Annotated in this window: 15 protein-coding genes; 3 read left to right on the top strand and 12 right to left on the bottom strand. The window is 49.4% G+C overall.

Features of this window, described 5'->3' with window-relative positions:
* Positions 1-184 precede the first annotated feature (184 nt).
* The gene (locus ABD836_RS13445) at positions 185-976 is read left to right on the top strand and encodes an enoyl-CoA hydratase/isomerase family protein (RefSeq protein WP_344936795.1); all 792 of its coding nucleotides are present in this window, start codon (positions 185-187) and stop codon (positions 974-976) included.
* 69 nt (positions 977-1,045) lie between these two features.
* Here the strand turns inward: ABD836_RS13445 and ABD836_RS13440 are convergent, their stop codons facing one another.
* The 7 genes from ABD836_RS13440 to ABD836_RS13410 all read right to left on the bottom strand — a co-directional run bounded on the left by ABD836_RS13440 (position 1,046) and on the right by ABD836_RS13410 (position 8,609).
* On the bottom strand, positions 1,046-1,897 hold the full coding sequence (locus ABD836_RS13440; RefSeq protein ID WP_344936793.1) for a universal stress protein: 852 nt from the start codon (positions 1,895-1,897) through the stop codon (positions 1,046-1,048).
* Positions 1,897-3,390 carry a SulP family inorganic anion transporter gene (locus tag ABD836_RS13435; RefSeq protein ID WP_344936790.1) on the bottom strand — a complete coding sequence of 498 codons (1,494 nt, stop codon included), beginning with the start codon at positions 3,388-3,390 and terminating at the stop codon, positions 1,897-1,899. Before ABD836_RS13435 ends, ABD836_RS13440 begins: the two co-directional genes overlap by 1 nt.
* A 652-nt stretch (positions 3,391-4,042) precedes the next feature.
* Positions 4,043-4,864, bottom strand: coding sequence for a polysaccharide pyruvyl transferase family protein (locus ABD836_RS13430; RefSeq protein WP_344936787.1), 822 nt, complete (start codon positions 4,862-4,864; stop codon positions 4,043-4,045).
* A gap of 273 nt (positions 4,865-5,137) precedes the next feature.
* Positions 5,138-6,055: a dTDP-4-dehydrorhamnose reductase gene (gene rfbD, locus ABD836_RS13425; protein ID WP_344936784.1), complete on the bottom strand. Its 918-nt coding sequence runs from the start codon at positions 6,053-6,055 to the stop codon at positions 5,138-5,140.
* Positions 6,052-6,591 (bottom strand): dTDP-4-dehydrorhamnose 3,5-epimerase, encoded by a 540-nt coding sequence (gene rfbC, locus ABD836_RS13420; protein WP_344936782.1) that lies wholly within the window; start codon positions 6,589-6,591, stop codon positions 6,052-6,054. The genes rfbD and rfbC overlap by 4 nt, the downstream gene beginning before the upstream one ends.
* 67 nt (positions 6,592-6,658) lie before the next feature.
* A complete protein-coding gene (gene rfbB, locus ABD836_RS13415; protein ID WP_344936779.1) occupies positions 6,659-7,741 on the bottom strand; it encodes a dTDP-glucose 4,6-dehydratase in 1,083 nt (360 codons plus the stop codon).
* A gap of 67 nt (positions 7,742-7,808) precedes the next feature.
* On the bottom strand, positions 7,809-8,609 hold the full coding sequence (locus ABD836_RS13410; protein WP_344936777.1) for a glycosyltransferase family 25 protein: 801 nt from the start codon (positions 8,607-8,609) through the stop codon (positions 7,809-7,811).
* Positions 8,610-8,899: 290 nt separating this feature from the next.
* On the opposite strand from ABD836_RS13410, the gene ABD836_RS13405 reads away from it, so the two are divergent.
* On the top strand, positions 8,900-10,039 hold the full coding sequence (locus ABD836_RS13405; protein ID WP_344936775.1) for a glycosyltransferase family 4 protein: 1,140 nt from the start codon (positions 8,900-8,902) through the stop codon (positions 10,037-10,039).
* Positions 10,040-10,076: 37 nt separating this feature from the next.
* Here ABD836_RS13405 and ABD836_RS13400 read toward each other — a convergent pair whose 3' ends face one another.
* The 5 genes from ABD836_RS13400 to lpxL are packed head-to-tail and all read right to left on the bottom strand — an operon-like array spanning position 10,077 to position 14,807.
* A complete protein-coding gene (locus ABD836_RS13400; protein WP_344936773.1) occupies positions 10,077-10,772 on the bottom strand; it encodes a YrbL family protein in 696 nt (231 codons plus the stop codon).
* Positions 10,769-11,812 carry a glycosyltransferase family protein gene (locus ABD836_RS13395; protein WP_344936771.1) on the bottom strand — a complete coding sequence of 348 codons (1,044 nt, stop codon included), beginning with the start codon at positions 11,810-11,812 and terminating at the stop codon, positions 10,769-10,771. Before ABD836_RS13395 ends, ABD836_RS13400 begins: the two co-directional genes overlap by 4 nt.
* Positions 11,812-12,948 carry a glycosyltransferase family 4 protein gene (locus ABD836_RS13390; protein WP_344936769.1) on the bottom strand — a complete coding sequence of 379 codons (1,137 nt, stop codon included), beginning with the start codon at positions 12,946-12,948 and terminating at the stop codon, positions 11,812-11,814. Before ABD836_RS13390 ends, ABD836_RS13395 begins: the two co-directional genes overlap by 1 nt.
* Before the next feature lie 39 nt (positions 12,949-12,987).
* A complete protein-coding gene (locus tag ABD836_RS13385) occupies positions 12,988-13,911 on the bottom strand; it encodes a mitochondrial fission ELM1 family protein (RefSeq protein ID WP_344936767.1) in 924 nt (307 codons plus the stop codon).
* Positions 13,911-14,807, bottom strand: a complete 897-nt coding sequence (gene lpxL / locus ABD836_RS13380; protein ID WP_344936764.1) for an LpxL/LpxP family Kdo(2)-lipid IV(A) lauroyl/palmitoleoyl acyltransferase — start codon at positions 14,805-14,807, stop codon at positions 13,911-13,913. The genes ABD836_RS13385 and lpxL overlap by 1 nt, the downstream gene beginning before the upstream one ends.
* Positions 14,808-14,975: 168 nt before the next feature.
* Here lpxL and ABD836_RS13375 point away from each other — a divergent pair, with 168 nt between their 5' ends.
* Positions 14,976-15,347 carry a diacylglycerol kinase gene (locus ABD836_RS13375; protein WP_344937161.1) on the top strand — a complete coding sequence of 124 codons (372 nt, stop codon included), beginning with the start codon at positions 14,976-14,978 and terminating at the stop codon, positions 15,345-15,347.
* Positions 15,348-15,359 lie beyond the last annotated feature (12 nt).

The raw sequence follows: 15,359 nt of genomic DNA, 5'->3' as shown, positions 1-15,359 counted from the left end.
CACAATGCATTGCTATTTAAACTATCGACAAGGCATTCTCAGGCGAACACCTGACGCGGTATTTCCAGCGAACAAAATTATAAACTCGAATAAGCCTAGCGTAAGATTCGCGTTACTACCGGCTATATCGCCGAAAAATCCGTATAATTAGCCCGTATATTCCAACTGCCAACAGGAAGCCCTGATGACTGACGCGCAATCAATTCAATACCAATTACAGAGCAATGGCGTTGCCACCATCACACTGGACCGACCCGACATTCATAATGCCTTCGACGACACAATTATTGCAGCATTAACCAGCGCTTTTAGGCAGGCCGGCGAGGACCCTGCAGTACGTATCCTCGTCTTGGCCGCAAACGGTAAGAGCTTTTGCGCCGGTGGTGACCTGAACTGGATGCGCAGAATGGCTGGATACAATTACGAGGAAAACCTTCGCGACGCGAATACGCTGGCAGAGATGCTGCGCACTCTTAACTATTTACCCAAACCCACTATCGCGCGCGTCCAAGGCCCAGCCTACGGCGGCGGTGTTGGTTTGGTTGCCTGCTGTGATATGGCGGTCGCAACGCCGGAATCCGTATTTTGCCTCAGCGAGGTAAAAGTCGGTTTAATGCCAGCGACAATCGGTCCCTACGTGGTCCGCGCAATTGGTCAGCGGGCAGCACGCCGCTACTTCACCACCGCCGAGGTAATCAGTGCGGATACCGCATTTAAGTTGGGATTGGTTTCGGAGTTAGTTGAAAGTGATGAGCTCGATGCTAGCGTAGAAAAACTGATCAAGGGCTTACTTCGCAATGGCCCCCAAGCTGTCGCCGAAGCCAAACGCCTTGTGTTAGATGTCGCCGATGGCGAAATTAATGCTGAGATGATTGCCGATACCAGCCAACGCATTGCCCACACCCGCGGCTCCGCTGAAGGCAAGGAAGGGCTTACTGCATTTTTAGAAAAGCGTAAACCCGGTTGGATTCAATAGATAGCGATCCAGCCACTAATCCTAGTACCGTCTGCAGCGTCACTACCCGAAGGTAGCGACGCGTCCTACTTAACGTAGCAACAATAACGGCTGCTGTGTTTTCTGTAGCATTTTCGCAGTAAAACTACCCAGCAACATGCCTCGCAAGGGATGGTGGCTGTAGGCGCCCATCACCGTTAAATCAATACCTTGTTCAGCTTGGTATTGGCATAACTGTTCGTCACTGCGGCCTTTAGGCAAGTGTACAAGCTGATGCGCAACCGCGCCGCGCTCCAAACTCGTCGACGCTTCAGCCAGTATGGCTTCTGCGCCCTGATCGTCACCCACATACACTAAATGGCAAGGGATATCGCGCAGTGCCGGGCTCGACACCACCATTTCCAAGGCCTTGCGTGAAGCCTCTTGCCCATCGTAAGCAAGCATGATTTTTTGCGGCGTTGAAAAAGCCTTGTTTACGACTAACACCGGCTTGTGCAGCGAGCGGATTACTGTTTCAAGATGGGCACCAAGCTGACCGTCTCGATGCTCTTCACCACGCACTCCCATAACAAGAACACGAATATCTTGCTCCTGCTCGATTAGCGTTTCCTGCAGACTGCCATTACGCTGCCAAACCTCAATGTCGGCCACGCCTCCAGCTTCTACTCGCTGCCGTGCGGCATCGAGCATCAACTTGCCCTTTTCCAGCAATAGGCGGCTACGATGCTGTTCAACTTTAATAAGCTCCTCAAGCAATTCTTCTTGGCTGCCAAGACCAAGACTACCGCTGAGATCCGAGAGCGGGGCTTGCGGGCGATGCTCAATATTGTGCAAAAGCTTTACCGGCGCGCCGGTTTTTCCTGCTAGCCAAGCCGCGTAATCGCACACGGCGGTTGTCAGGCTTGCGCCGTCAATGCACCCCAAAATGTAATTATTATTCATTAGTGCCCTCCAAGAACTTTTTCAATTTCTTCCGGCTTATCATGGACCCCAAAACGGTCGACGATGGTCTCGGTAGCGTCATTCAAACCAATTAGCTGAACATCTGCACCTTCACGACGAAACTTCAGCACGACTTTATCCAGTGCTGCAACGGCAGACACATCCCAAAAATGGGCGCGACTGAGATCAATAATCACCTTCTCATTGGCTTCTTTAAAATCGAAAAACGCGACGAACTTATCCGCTGAGTTAAAGAACACCTGACCAATCACTCGATAGTAGCGCGCGCCGGTGTCTTCATCTAACTGGCTGTCGACATACATAAAATGACTAACTTTGTTGGCGAAGAACAATGCCGCCAACAAGACCCCAACAAAGACACCAAACGCGAGGTTATGCGTCCATACCACTACGGCTACGGTCGCAATCATCACGACATTGCTCGACAGCGGATTCGATTTAATATTGCGCACCGAACCCCAATTAAAAGTGCCGATGGAAACCATAATCATCACTGCAACCAAGGCCGCCATTGGGATAATAGACACTAGGTCACTCAAGAACACCACCATGGTCAACAGCATCACGCCGGCTACCATCGTAGATAAACGCCCACGACCGCCCGACTTAACATTAATCACCGACTGGCCGATCATTGCACAACCCGCCATACCGCCTAATAAGCCTGAGAAGATATTGGCAATGCCCTGGCCCTTACATTCGCGATTTTTGTCGCTGCCGGTATCCGTTAGGTCGTCAACAATCGTCGCCGTCATCAGCGATTCCAACAAACCCACGATCGCCATCGCAGCCGAATAAGGGAAGATGATTGCCAGTGTTTCCATATTCAAGGGCACTTCTGGCCATAGGAACAATGGCAAGGTATCGGGAAGCTCACCCATGTCACCAACGGTACGAATATCCAAGCCCACCAACATGCTGAACGCAGTCAAACTCAAGATACACACCAATGGCGAAGGGATTACCTTACCCACCACCGGCAACAGAGGGAACAAATAGATAACGCCAAGACCTGCCGCCGTCATTGCATAAACATGCCAAGTAACATTAGTAAGCTCTGGCAGCTGGGCCATAAAAATCAATATCGCCAAGGCATTAACAAACCCCGTCACCACTGAGCGCGAAACAAAACTCATTAATTGGCCGAGTTTGAAATAGCCCGCGACAATTTGCAGACCGCCAGTAAGGAGGGTCGCCGCCAACAAATACTGTAAACCGTGGTCTTTTACCAAGGTTACCATCAGCAGCGCCATAGCGCCGGTTGCCGCCGAAATCATTCCTGGTCGCCCACCCACTAAGGAGGTGACCACGGCGATACAGAAAGACGCGTACAGGCCGACCTTTGGGTCGACCCCAGCAATAATAGAAAAGGCGATCGCCTCAGGGATCAGCGCAAGCGCCACCACCAAACCGGCCAAAACGTCGCCACGGACGTTACCCAGCCAGTCTTCTCTTTTCGAAACTAATAACATATGAAACTCAAATAGATAGGGATAAATGCAGAATGACCGTAATAACAGCCATCGTCTAAGCACATTTATCAGGAAGAAATTAGGCGTGCAATTATACAGATTGCTAGTGATTTCTGTAGGTATTGGGCGGAAAATGCCGCATTACTTACGAAATGATACGGAATGAATATTAATCCACGAAATGAAATTGCCTTTACAATCTGAGCAAATTTCCCCGAAATTTTCCAACCCAGCGCACCCGATCTATCGATGAGTCTTAATTTAACCGCCAATGAAGGACATGACTTTGCATCGATGTTACAGCTGGACGAAAAACCACATTAACCAATCGCGCAGCCATTTCAATAAGACGCTTATATTATTATCCGACTGGCAGCCTCTAGAGAGGTGCTTATGTAGAGCTTTACAATTAGTCCTTTGCTCGGCCTACAGTATGAGGCGGTTCACTTAAAAACGGAGCAAAAGACGACATGCTGACGACCATAATTAATGAAACCTGATACGTTCAAACCCTACACGCCTGAAATTCAACACAACGTAACCAAGTTACTTATCCTTTGACAGTTGCCAGCCTGCTACCCGCCACCTCACCCGCAGCGCCACGAAATAACTGAGGCGCTACATTAAAATTTTTCTTAAAATAAATATCTAACTACTTTTTTCGCAACGAATCTGGAAAACTCGCAATCAACCCATCTTGAAGAGAACGTAGACGCTCTAATCCGACATAAGATTTTTCTAGCTGATCTTCAATATTTTCTTTACTTACCATCCCTTCCAACAAGTCATCCTTTGTTATTTTCTGCAAAGGAATATCTAATACAGAATAATAATCTTCAAACTTATAATTTCCACCCAATATAACAACACTTCCCACATCCACCCAAACAACAGGGGTTCGGTAGCTGTGCGCCACAATAAGTGGATGCATAGCACTGGTAATCACCCCTTTAGCATTTGCTATTTTTTCTAATATGTAATCAACGTCCTGCGACAAATTACAAACCTCGACCTCCTCCCCTAACAACTTTTCAATCCTATCTATCCAAGCTTCGCACTCTTTATCATGCAAGTGAGGTGTCACTAAAAACTTCCCTGCTTTCTTATCTTTTTTGTAGGGGAATAACTTGCTACATAACAACGCAGGGTCACCTAACGCAACATCGGAATTCAGGTCAAAGCGCCCAAACGACAGTCTACCTCTCAAAGCACAGATCACAAGATTATTTTTGGAAACGCTTCCCCCATCAGAAATAATTCCTGTCCCCCACACATAAGTCGGCTTTAACATTCTAAAAAAAGCTCGCCTTAACTTAGTATTCTGAACTTTACCGAGAAGGCTTCCCGTCGAAATAATATCCGCCCTGTAAGCTTTCGCATGCACTACGTCCTGCCCAGACACTTTGGCGACAATATCTTTAGAAAGGATATCCCCAAAATTATTACCGCCCTTCATGTAATATAATTTAATCACAAAAACCTCTTAACCCTTCCGTAGCGCCGTAAATACAACAACTAAAAATGACTTTCCACTAATTCAAACTCATTATAAATACATAACGAAAGCCAACCTTGGCACCCACCATCCCTCAGATTACAAGACCTACATTACGCAACAGTCCACATAGAGCTAGTAATCAGCAATACTCACATACAAAATTGAAGAAAGCGAACCCCAGCAACAGAGAAAAATCAAGCCACTCGCATTCGTTATAAAACCGACCGAAAACGCCTAATCAGGAGCAGTTCACAGACAACTGACTAGGATACAAAGTAGTGCAACCCGCCATTTGCTTGCACCCAAACCATAATCTTCCGTAATTTTAGCTGTACTCAACACGGAAACCCCCGGTCGCTTAGCCGGGGCGGGATAAGCCTCAGTAGTGATCGCATTGACTATCGGCACTTTTGCTAGCACCCCCATACGATTGGCTTCTGCAAATATCGCCACCGCAAAGCCATGCCAGCTTACCGCTTCGTCACCTACATAGTGATATACACCGTACTTTGCATTATCCTCGCCGTCACCGTCATGCAACTGTCGCGCGATCGTAATCAAGGCCTTGGCAATATCACCCGCGTAGGTCGGGCAGCCGATTTGGTCGGCAACGACACCTAATGTGTCGCGCTCTTTTCCTAAACGCAGCATCGTCTTAAGAAAGTTATTACCGTATTCGCCAAATACCCAAGCGGTGCGCAGAATAATGTACTTAGTTGCATGACGCTGAATCGCCAATTCACCGTCGAGTTTAGTTTGGCCATATACGCCCACTGGCACCGCTGCATCGGTCTCAACATACGGTCTTTGTTGATTGCCGTCGAACACATAATCCGTCGAGACATGCAGTAACGGAATATCAAAACGGGCGCTGAGCTTAGCCAATGCAGCCGGCCCATCGACATTTACCCGCTGCGCCAATTCAGGCTCAGACTCCGCCTTATCCACTGCCGTATAGGCGGCCGCGTTGATAATCGCGGTAACAGCCTTGTCGGCAATGATCCTTTCTAGCACGACGGTATCGTTGATATCGGCGTCTTGACGGCTCAACAAGGTGTGAGGAATTACCTGAGCCACAAGTTGATCTGCCAAGCATTGCCCCAACTGGCCATTTGCGCCCGTGACCAGCAGGTGCATCTCTTCTCGTATGATTGGCTGCCCGCTCATTTCTCAAACAACTCGGCAAAGGTCGGCGCCTTACTATCTTTGTCCGACAAGGTAGGATTGTCATGTGGCCAGCTAATCGCCACGACCGGATCATTCCAAATCAAACAGCCCTCATCGCTTGGATCATAGTAGTCTGTGCATTTGTATTCAAAATCTGCAATGTCACTAAGCACTAAAAAGCCGTGAGCAAAACCCGGCGGCAACCAAAGCTGGCGCTTGTTTTCTTCTGAGAGAATAACACCTTCCCACAAACCAAAACTCGGCGAGCCTGGCCGGATATCCACGGCAACATCATATACTTCACCACTGACCACCCGTACCAATTTGCCCTGGGGCTTGGTTTTTTGGAAGTGCAAGCCACGCAGCACGCCTTTGGCTGAGCGGGAATGATTGTCCTGCACAAAGGGCAAATCAATACCCGCCAAGGCACGGTAACGATCAGCCTGAAAGGTTTCTAAAAAGAAGCCCCGCTGATCAACAAAGACTTTTGGTTCAATGATAAAACAGTCTTGAAGCTTGGATTGAATAATATTCATAGCTCTCTCAATATCACCTAGCTATCCCCGCTCACTATGAATATAGCTTTGCATCTCTTAAGCGAAATTAAACTGAATTTTCCTTTAAGCCAAAACGCTTGAGCCTATAATCACCTGACAATACACGCTGCCACCATAGCGGGTTATCTAAATACCACTGCACGGTTTTGCGGATACCCGTTTCAAACGTCTCTTGTGGCACCCAAGCTAATTCGCGCCGAATTTTACTGGCGTCAATCGCGTAGCGCACATCATGACCAGGGCGGTCTTTTACAAAGGTAATGAGGTCTTTAAAGCCTTTGCCATTCGCGCGTGAGTTGGCGTTTTCCGGGGCCAGCTCTTCCAACAATTCGCAGATGGTTTCCACCACCTCAATATTGCGCTTTTCATTATAGCCACCGATATTATAGGTCTCACCGAGCCTCCCCTCACTCACCACTTTGAATAGAGCGCGAGTGTGATCCTCCACATAAAGCCAGTCACGAATCTGCTTACCATCGCCGTAAACTGGCAACGGCTTGCCATGCAAGGCGCTGAGAATGCAATGAGGGATGAGTTTTTCAGGGAAATGGTAAGGACCATAATTATTGGCGCAGTTAGTCACAATTATCGGCAGACCAAAAGTGCGCCCCCAAGCCCTAACTAAGTGGTCGGAACTGGCTTTACTGGCCGAATAAGGCGAACTTGGCTCATAAGACGTGGTTTCCGTAAACAGATCCGCGGTGCCATGCAGGTCGCCATAGACTTCGTCAGTAGAGATGTGGTGAAAACGAAAACCCGCTTTTTTGTCGCCACTCAAGTCCTGCCAATATGCCCGCGCGGCTTCCAACATGGTATAGGTGCCAACCACATTCGTTTGAATAAAGACCCCAGGGGCATCAATAGAGCGGTCGACATGACTCTCGGCGGCCAGATGCATTACTACATCAGGTTGATGCTCGGCAAAGACCTTATTCAAGGCTGCCAAATCGCAAATATTAATTTGGGCAAACGCATAGCGCTCGCCTTGAAGCTCTACAGGGATAGACTCTAAATTACCGGCATAGGTGAGTATATCGACATTGACCACGGCAGCATCGGTGTCTGCCAAAATATGCCTAACCACCGCACTGCCAATAAATCCGGCGCCGCCGGTGATTAAATACTTCATTTTAATACCGCAAAAAGATCATAATCATGGCAGCGATTTAAGCTAGGTTCCAAGCAAAGTGGTTGAACTAATGTACCCGCTCTGTTCTGCCGACTTTTTTGCTTGGAAGCGTCGCACCGCTAAAATCACCACGGTGACAAAAACGGTAAAAGTGTCGCCTTAAACTAAACCACAGTTTCACCGGATGAAATGCCAAACGGTGCCATAAGCGTGGCGTCTCGTCATTGGTATCTGCTGCCTTTTGCACGCTGGTCTCATGTACCAATTCATGCGCAACATGCGGCTCAACCGCAAATACCTGCAAATCAAACAGGAAAAAGTGATCCATCACTTTATCTATCGGCTCATATATTTTTTGGCCGTATGTAAATAACTTTTTCATACCAGCACGGTTGAGCACATAAGCCTGAGCGCCAAGGCCGCCACGCACGGGACGCACCAAGCGATGTTCGCCGACAAGCTTATCTAAGACTACCCGCTTACGAATTCGGAGCGACATCATGCGAACCATATCAAGCTCTTTATCCAGAACCGAGCGATAGACATCGCCAAATAATGGCTCAATGACAACATCCTCTTCCATCAAGCAAATATGCTGATAGCCCTCATCATAAGCCTGCTTAGCCGCACGCAAATGGGACAAATAACATCCTAACTCACTTGCCGTTAAATGCTTGCCATGCCGCACCATTGCCAGATCATCCAGAAACCGCTCATCCCCCTCTAGCGAGGGCATACCCGCACGGCCATCTACGGCAGGAAATATCTCAGCATTTAGCCCTTGCGCCGCCAAATCGGCAATCAATTTCTGTGTATTCTCTGATGCTGGGTTTAGACTAATTACCCAACATGTACAATTTTTTGACATGGAACCCTCTATCATTCGCGCCTCTGAACCACCAACATTAAAACATGCCCTAACAGTCCACTTACCCCAATATCGAATAATCTTACCCTGAACACTGAATAATGAGGAATCGGCACAGCTTGTATGAACGCATGCTGCCGTTTATATTCACATGCGTTGGCCGAACCATTGCCCTGCCCGTAATGTGGCGATTATTGTAACATTTAAACAAGATTAGAACGCAGCAAGCCCACCAAGCGAATGCCATTGCTTGACCACCCACACCAGCCCCTGATTTGGACCGCTATCCAATGCCAAGCCACAACATCATTATCAGCACACAAAACTACCCTCCCGCCGCCGGTGGCATCCAAAATTACATGCACGAGCTTGCGAGTGCCTTACACCAGCTCGGCCATACTGTGCGCGTTATCTGTGACGCACCGTCGGCAGATGGCCAAACCGAATTTGATAAGAACCTAGCATTTCCTGTAGAACGGCTCGGCGGCCCAAAAGTCCTGCGGCGGTATCGCAAAGCGCGATTACTCCAATCTCAACTTGCAGAAGTAGAGCACGGTATCTTAATATGCGACAGCTGGAAAAGTCTTGAGCTGGTGAACACTGACAAACTGCCACACATTTGCTGTATCTGCATCGCACATGGCATGGAGTTTCCCGCCCAGCTCCAACCCAAAAAACAACAGCGAATCACTAAAACCCTATCCCGCGCCGAGCTACTTTTAGCCAATTCGGAATTCACTGCCCAAAGAGCCACACCCTATGCACCTGATTTATCCCGCGTACATGTACTTCACCCCGGCGTAACTCAGCCAATAAAGCCCTCAGCTAATGATTTGGCGGCAGCTAAAGACTGGTGCGGTCAAAACACCCCGACATTAATCACAGTGGGGCGACTAGAGGCGCGCAAGGGTCAGGACAAAATCATCGCGGCCTTACCAAAGTTACTCGAGGAGCACCCTAAGCTTAGCTACCTCATCGTAGGCAGCGGCCCCATTCAAGACGAGTTAACCGCCAGCGCCATGGCGCTCGGTGTAAGAGACAATGTTAAATTCTGCGGGCGGGTAAGTGACGGTGAGCGCTCAGCGCTACTGCAGACGGCAGACTTATTCGTTATGCCCTGCCGCGCTGTTGGCGACTCTGTTGAGGGCTTTGGCATTGTCTATATCGAAGCTGCTATGCTCGGCTTGCCAAGCTTGGCCGGCCATGCTGGCGGCGCCGGCGATGCCGTCATCGACGGCCATACAGGAACACTCTGTGATGGCGAGAGCGACAAAGAGATTTACCTAAGCATCAAAAAAATGCTCAGCAACAGTGAAGAACTAAAAGCAATGGGCCGGCGCGCTCAACACCGAGCCGAAACCGAACTGCAATGGCAGCAAGTCGCTACAAAGCTTTTAAATTACGCAACCAAAAAACCGCTAGGTGTGTAGAGTAAATTTCAGCAAGACTCGGCGTGAACACACCGCACTATTCTTGACCGCTATGAAATAAAAAGCCGTGCATACCCGGCCCCTTGCCCTGCGCCTTGTCATTTAGTAGATCAGCAATACGAAAATGTAGATTATCGACCTTGCGCTGCGCTTTTTTAAACTGCATAAAACCCGGCATAACATGGCCAGGGAATAAACCGGCGTTACCAACGCCATCAATCACCACCAAACGCTTTATTTTCACACTGCCGTCTGCGCTTAGTTCGCGCTGCACCACAACATTGTGCAAAATCAAATCACGCGACGGTACGCGAAACTTAAGCCAGTGCTCGCAGAGTTCGTCAACGGCGCTACGACAGTCTTCGTCATAGTCACCCTCCCACAGGTATTGCTTCAATGATACCGACACCTCACCGCCGCTATCGCGAATTAGCTCTGAGCTCAAACCCTTGCCCATATCGGTATCAACAAAACCGTAGCAGCGACTAATATGCGCAAAAATATTGTCGTCATAATGTCGCTGTAAATTCGTCATCACATTAAATTCGTCGAGATTATCATCAAAGCTCGACAGCGGTTTTAGATTCTTGGGAAAGCCCTTTCGGCGCCGTCGATCCTCAATACTAAAATCTGGACGGCGTACTTTGATACAGCGCATTGCATCTGCAGGGTCAACATAACACCACCTATTTCCCCCCGCCGCAAACGGCTTACTCGCTGAAAGTACAATCATGATTTATCACTGCCATCCGGGTTTATATTGCGCGCCCAAACATAGTCATGACTAAAGGGCTGAACCATTGTCGCTTCAATAATGTAACGAGAATACAGGGTCGAATTTAATTCTTCTTGGAAAAATTTGCGCGCCCGCGCAGCCCAATCCTGACGCTTAACATCGTCGTTATGGAACTCACGAATCTTGGCGATCAAATCTTGCTGATCATCAAAATACACCAAGGTTTCTGGTGGTACATATTCATCAAAGCCGCCACTGCTGTGCGCGAATTGCAGGACCCCGTTACCGCCGAGCTGCGACATGCGATCAGACGTATACCAATGATCACCCTCTTGCCGATTCAAATTGAGCGCCATTTTGGTTTTCGCTAATGCATTATCGTAATCACGCCCCCACACTGGAGCCTCGCCAAAACTACCGTAGGTTTTAAAATTCATTTCATCGTCGACAGCATCTTTAATGGCTTTCACCATTTCTAAGCGCTTGGTGAATTTAGTCGCATTACTACAAAACAATAGGTCAATTGGCAAATCGGTTTTTAACGAGTTATCTAACACTTCAACCGTCGGCTCAACCGGGTTCGGAATATAATAAAGGCGGGCCCCTAAACCAGCATAGCGCCGCAAATCTCGCAAACCCGTAGTGACAAATACCGCATCGACCACCCCCGCGAACGCGGCAATTCTCTTGCTATTATTTGGCACAAACAAGGGATCGCAATTACAGTGAATTAATACGCATTCTGGACGACGCTGGCGAACCAGCTTCAAGCTTTCGACGGTAATAATATCGCTATGACCGATAATAATCAGATCAGGGTCATTGTGTTCAACAACCTCAAGAAAACGCCTATTTGCCGCTTTTTTGCCTAGATCGCGAATCCCCAATGGCGCCTCAAAAGCAGCCACATCACGATCAGAAAAACTGCGCACATAATGATTATTGCGAATTAATCCGTATTTCATTTTTTCCGCCCAGCTAATCCGGTTGGCACCGTAACTGCGCAGACGATCGTAATCCACGTGTAGCACTTTCATTATTTAACCTCGTCTTGACGCTGGTCTATTAAACGCCGATACACACCAAGGGTACTGGCCAACTGACTGCTCAGATAATAACTCTCTGGAAGCTTTATTTCGGCGTCGGCGTCAATTAAATCATCAACCCTAACCGCAAAAGCCACCACATCATCTGCGGGCACTAATCCCTGTGGAAAACCCGCATTAAGTGACTCACTTGCACCGCCGCGATCAAAGGCAACGACTGGCGTGCCTGTAGCCAAAGATTCTGGCACTGTACGGCCAAAAGGCTCTTCCTTATTGGACATATGACACGTCACTGAAGCGAACGCATAAAATGCCGAAATATCACTGCGGTGACCAACAAAGGTCACTTTGTCAGCCAAACCTAAGGCGTCGCGCTGGGCTATTAACTCTTCAAAATAGTGCTGTTTTCCCGGTTCAGCATCACCGACAACAACACCGTGACAATCCTTTCGCAAACTGACTAAGCGAACCATCATTTGCAGAAAAGCTTCTTGCCCTTTCCATCGACTTAAGCGACCCGGCATCAAAATTACATGTTTATCTCGTAGCTCGGGATAAGCAGTCAGTAATTCCTTTCGCCACTCCGGCGTACAGGCATCCACATTAAATGCCGCTGGATCTAGGCCCCGCGGAATCAAGGTGATTTTTTGTTCCGGCACGCGGTAATTGCTGAGGATATATTTCTTAACACAATCAGAAATAGCGATCACATGTTCGGCACGCGCCATCACCGCACTGTAAAAATTAATCGAATACATACCGTGAAAAGTACTAACCAGCCGAGGGCGAGTCTTTGGGTTCATTCCTCGCCACGCCAACCACACAATCCAAGCAGGCGCGCGCGACCGAACGTGGACAATATCGGCTTGCAACTCGACCAACAGTCGGCGCATTGGCCTCACCTGCAATAGCGACATGAGCGATTTGCGGTGTACAGGCATCTCAATATGCTCGCTACCCTCAGCAACAAGTCCCTCGACCATTCGCCCGCCGGCAGAAATAACAACCGACTGGTGACCACCGCGCACCAACTCCCTGGCCAGCTCAACGGTGCCGCGCTCAACTCCGCCGGAGTTCAATGCGGGCAAAACCTGCACAATTTTTAAGGGCGGACGATTATCAGCCATACTTTCACTCTTCCCAAAATGCTTGGTTTTGACCAAAACTTAAACTTTACGCTGCGCGTTGCTGGCAAGTTGTAATAGCCAATCCGCCGCGCGATCTGCCTCCCACAGCGGGTAGGCTGCTGGCGGGAGCATATTATGTAAATCAGCTGTTGCAACATCTGAGGCCAACCCCGTGGCCAAGACCTGCGCCATACTCTTGGTAACCCGCGACTTTCGTAGTGGCGGCAAAGCCAATAGACCGGTATTGGCTCCGGAACTGATGCTCTCGTAAACCATCGACACGCTATCGCAAGTCACCCACGCTTGACCAACCTTCGTTAAATTCGCTTGCAACCAGCCAGGGCCGGTCTGCTGATACGCGATAGTTTCGATATTCGCCGCACCAAGCCCCTCGACCTGCGCCAACAATCCAGCAGGAGTGCGCGGCGAGTCGGACACCAGCCACACCACCCCCGGCGCAGCGGCCGATATTCTCTCAAGCTGCGCCAGAATCGCCTCATTATCCCAGGCGAAGTGCTTATTAATTCCACCAAGTAAAATTAAGCCCCGCGCAGAGTCGCGGCCACTTGTCACCGGCACAATATGATTAATCACACCCTGGGTTGCCAGCACATTTTTACGAGCAGGCGGCGAATCGTGAAGCGGCATGCAAATCGCATCGAATAACAACAGCGGCCAACTCGGACGCATTAATACCAGCGCACGACCACCGGTTAACCACTTTAACCACAGCATTGGCAGATGCGTGCGACTGCCAGCACCAACGATCCAATCTGGCAGCTGCTCAGCCGAAAACTGCTTTTTCAATTCATGGCGCCCAGTATAGGCAAAGCCCTGTTCTGCAATATTGAGCCATGACACCGTGACCTCGGCCTTGCTTTGCAAGCGCGCAATCAGACCTTTGAGCTGATTTAGATGCCCAAGTCGTCCGTCAGTAATCACCCACACGCGCAATGCTGCCATCAGTAAACCCGCGCCTCTCCGTCTGGGCGTGTTTTAAAACGACGGTGCACCCACATATACTGGTCTGGCACGAGGCGAATATTGTCCTCAAGCAGAGCATTGATCGCTCTTGCATCAGCCGCCGGGTCCCCACTTGGGAAATTGTCCAGCGGAATAATTTCAACCCGATAACGGCGGCCGCCGTCTAACCGCTGCTGCTGCGCAAACACCACGCGCGCACGACCACTTCGCGCCAATGTGCTGGCGCCAATGGTGGTGGCAGCCATTACCCCAAAAAACGGCACAAACTCAGCTGACTTGCGACCATAATCTTGGTCTGGCAAGTAATACAGGCGCCGCCCTTCGCGCAGGCGGCGCAGCGCGCGCTTTATATCGCGGCGATGAATAGGCTCACCATAGCGCCCCCGCGAGCGACTTAGGATATATTCGAACACTGGATTCTTGTGCTTGCGATAAAAGGAATCAGTGGGGTATTTATAGCCTATCAAGGTGCCAGACACATCGAGGGACGTGAAGTGCGTACCCAGCACGATGACGCCAGCGCCGTCCTCGCCGATTTCAAGATGCTCTCCACCCACTAATTCGAACTCTACGCCCAATTTGTCTGGCGCCAGAAACCAAACTCGCAGCGTTTCCATTAGACCTATGCCTTGATTGCGCATAGTTTTACGAATTAAAACCTCGCGGTCGGCGTCGCTCAACTCAGGAAAACACAGACGAAGATTCACTTCACAAATATGGCGACGGTCTTTGGCAAAGCGATAAAACACATTACCAACCCCCGCACCCAGCGCGTAGCTTATGGGTCTTGGCAAATGCGCCAACAGCCAAAGTAGGCCAATCACTAGCCACGCAGGCCAATGCCGCGGGTAAATTAATTGTCTCTCAATTGTCATAGTTTGAAATTACACTATTGTTACAGTAGGTCTTACAACAACACGCCTATTAGGCTAAGACGGCTATTTCGCTACAGGGCCCAGCAGTTAAATTTAACGTGGTGCATTGTACACTGATTAGCTGCGTCAATCGCCAGAGAGCCACGACAGAGAATTACACAGCCCATGATGAACAAACCGAGCCGCACCGGGGTGACCCATGTTTTAGACGCCTACAGCTACTCATTGAAGGGGCTTCGTGCGGCGTGGCGGCACGAGGTAGCGTTTCGTCAGGAAACGGCCCTCGCTGCGGTCCTGATACCCTTAGCACTGTGGCTCGGTACAAGCGCCAGCGAAAGGGCAATACTCATTGCCAGCGTAGTTATGGTGATCGTAGTTGAATTACTCAACTCCGCTATTGAAGCCATCGTTGACCGAATCAGCACTGAGCTACACCCACTCTCCGGCCAAGCTAAAGACCTTGGCTCCGCCGCCGTTATGCTGAGCATGCTCCTATGTCTAGGCTGCTGGGCCATAATCGCTGCACAGCGGTTTTTATAAGCAAGCCCATCG

This window comes from Zhongshania borealis (assembly GCF_039539625.1).
Lineage (GTDB): Bacteria > Pseudomonadota > Gammaproteobacteria > Pseudomonadales > Spongiibacteraceae > Spongiibacter > Spongiibacter borealis.
Note: the sequence above shows the minus strand (reverse complement) of the source record. Positions and strands in the feature narration are given on the sequence as shown.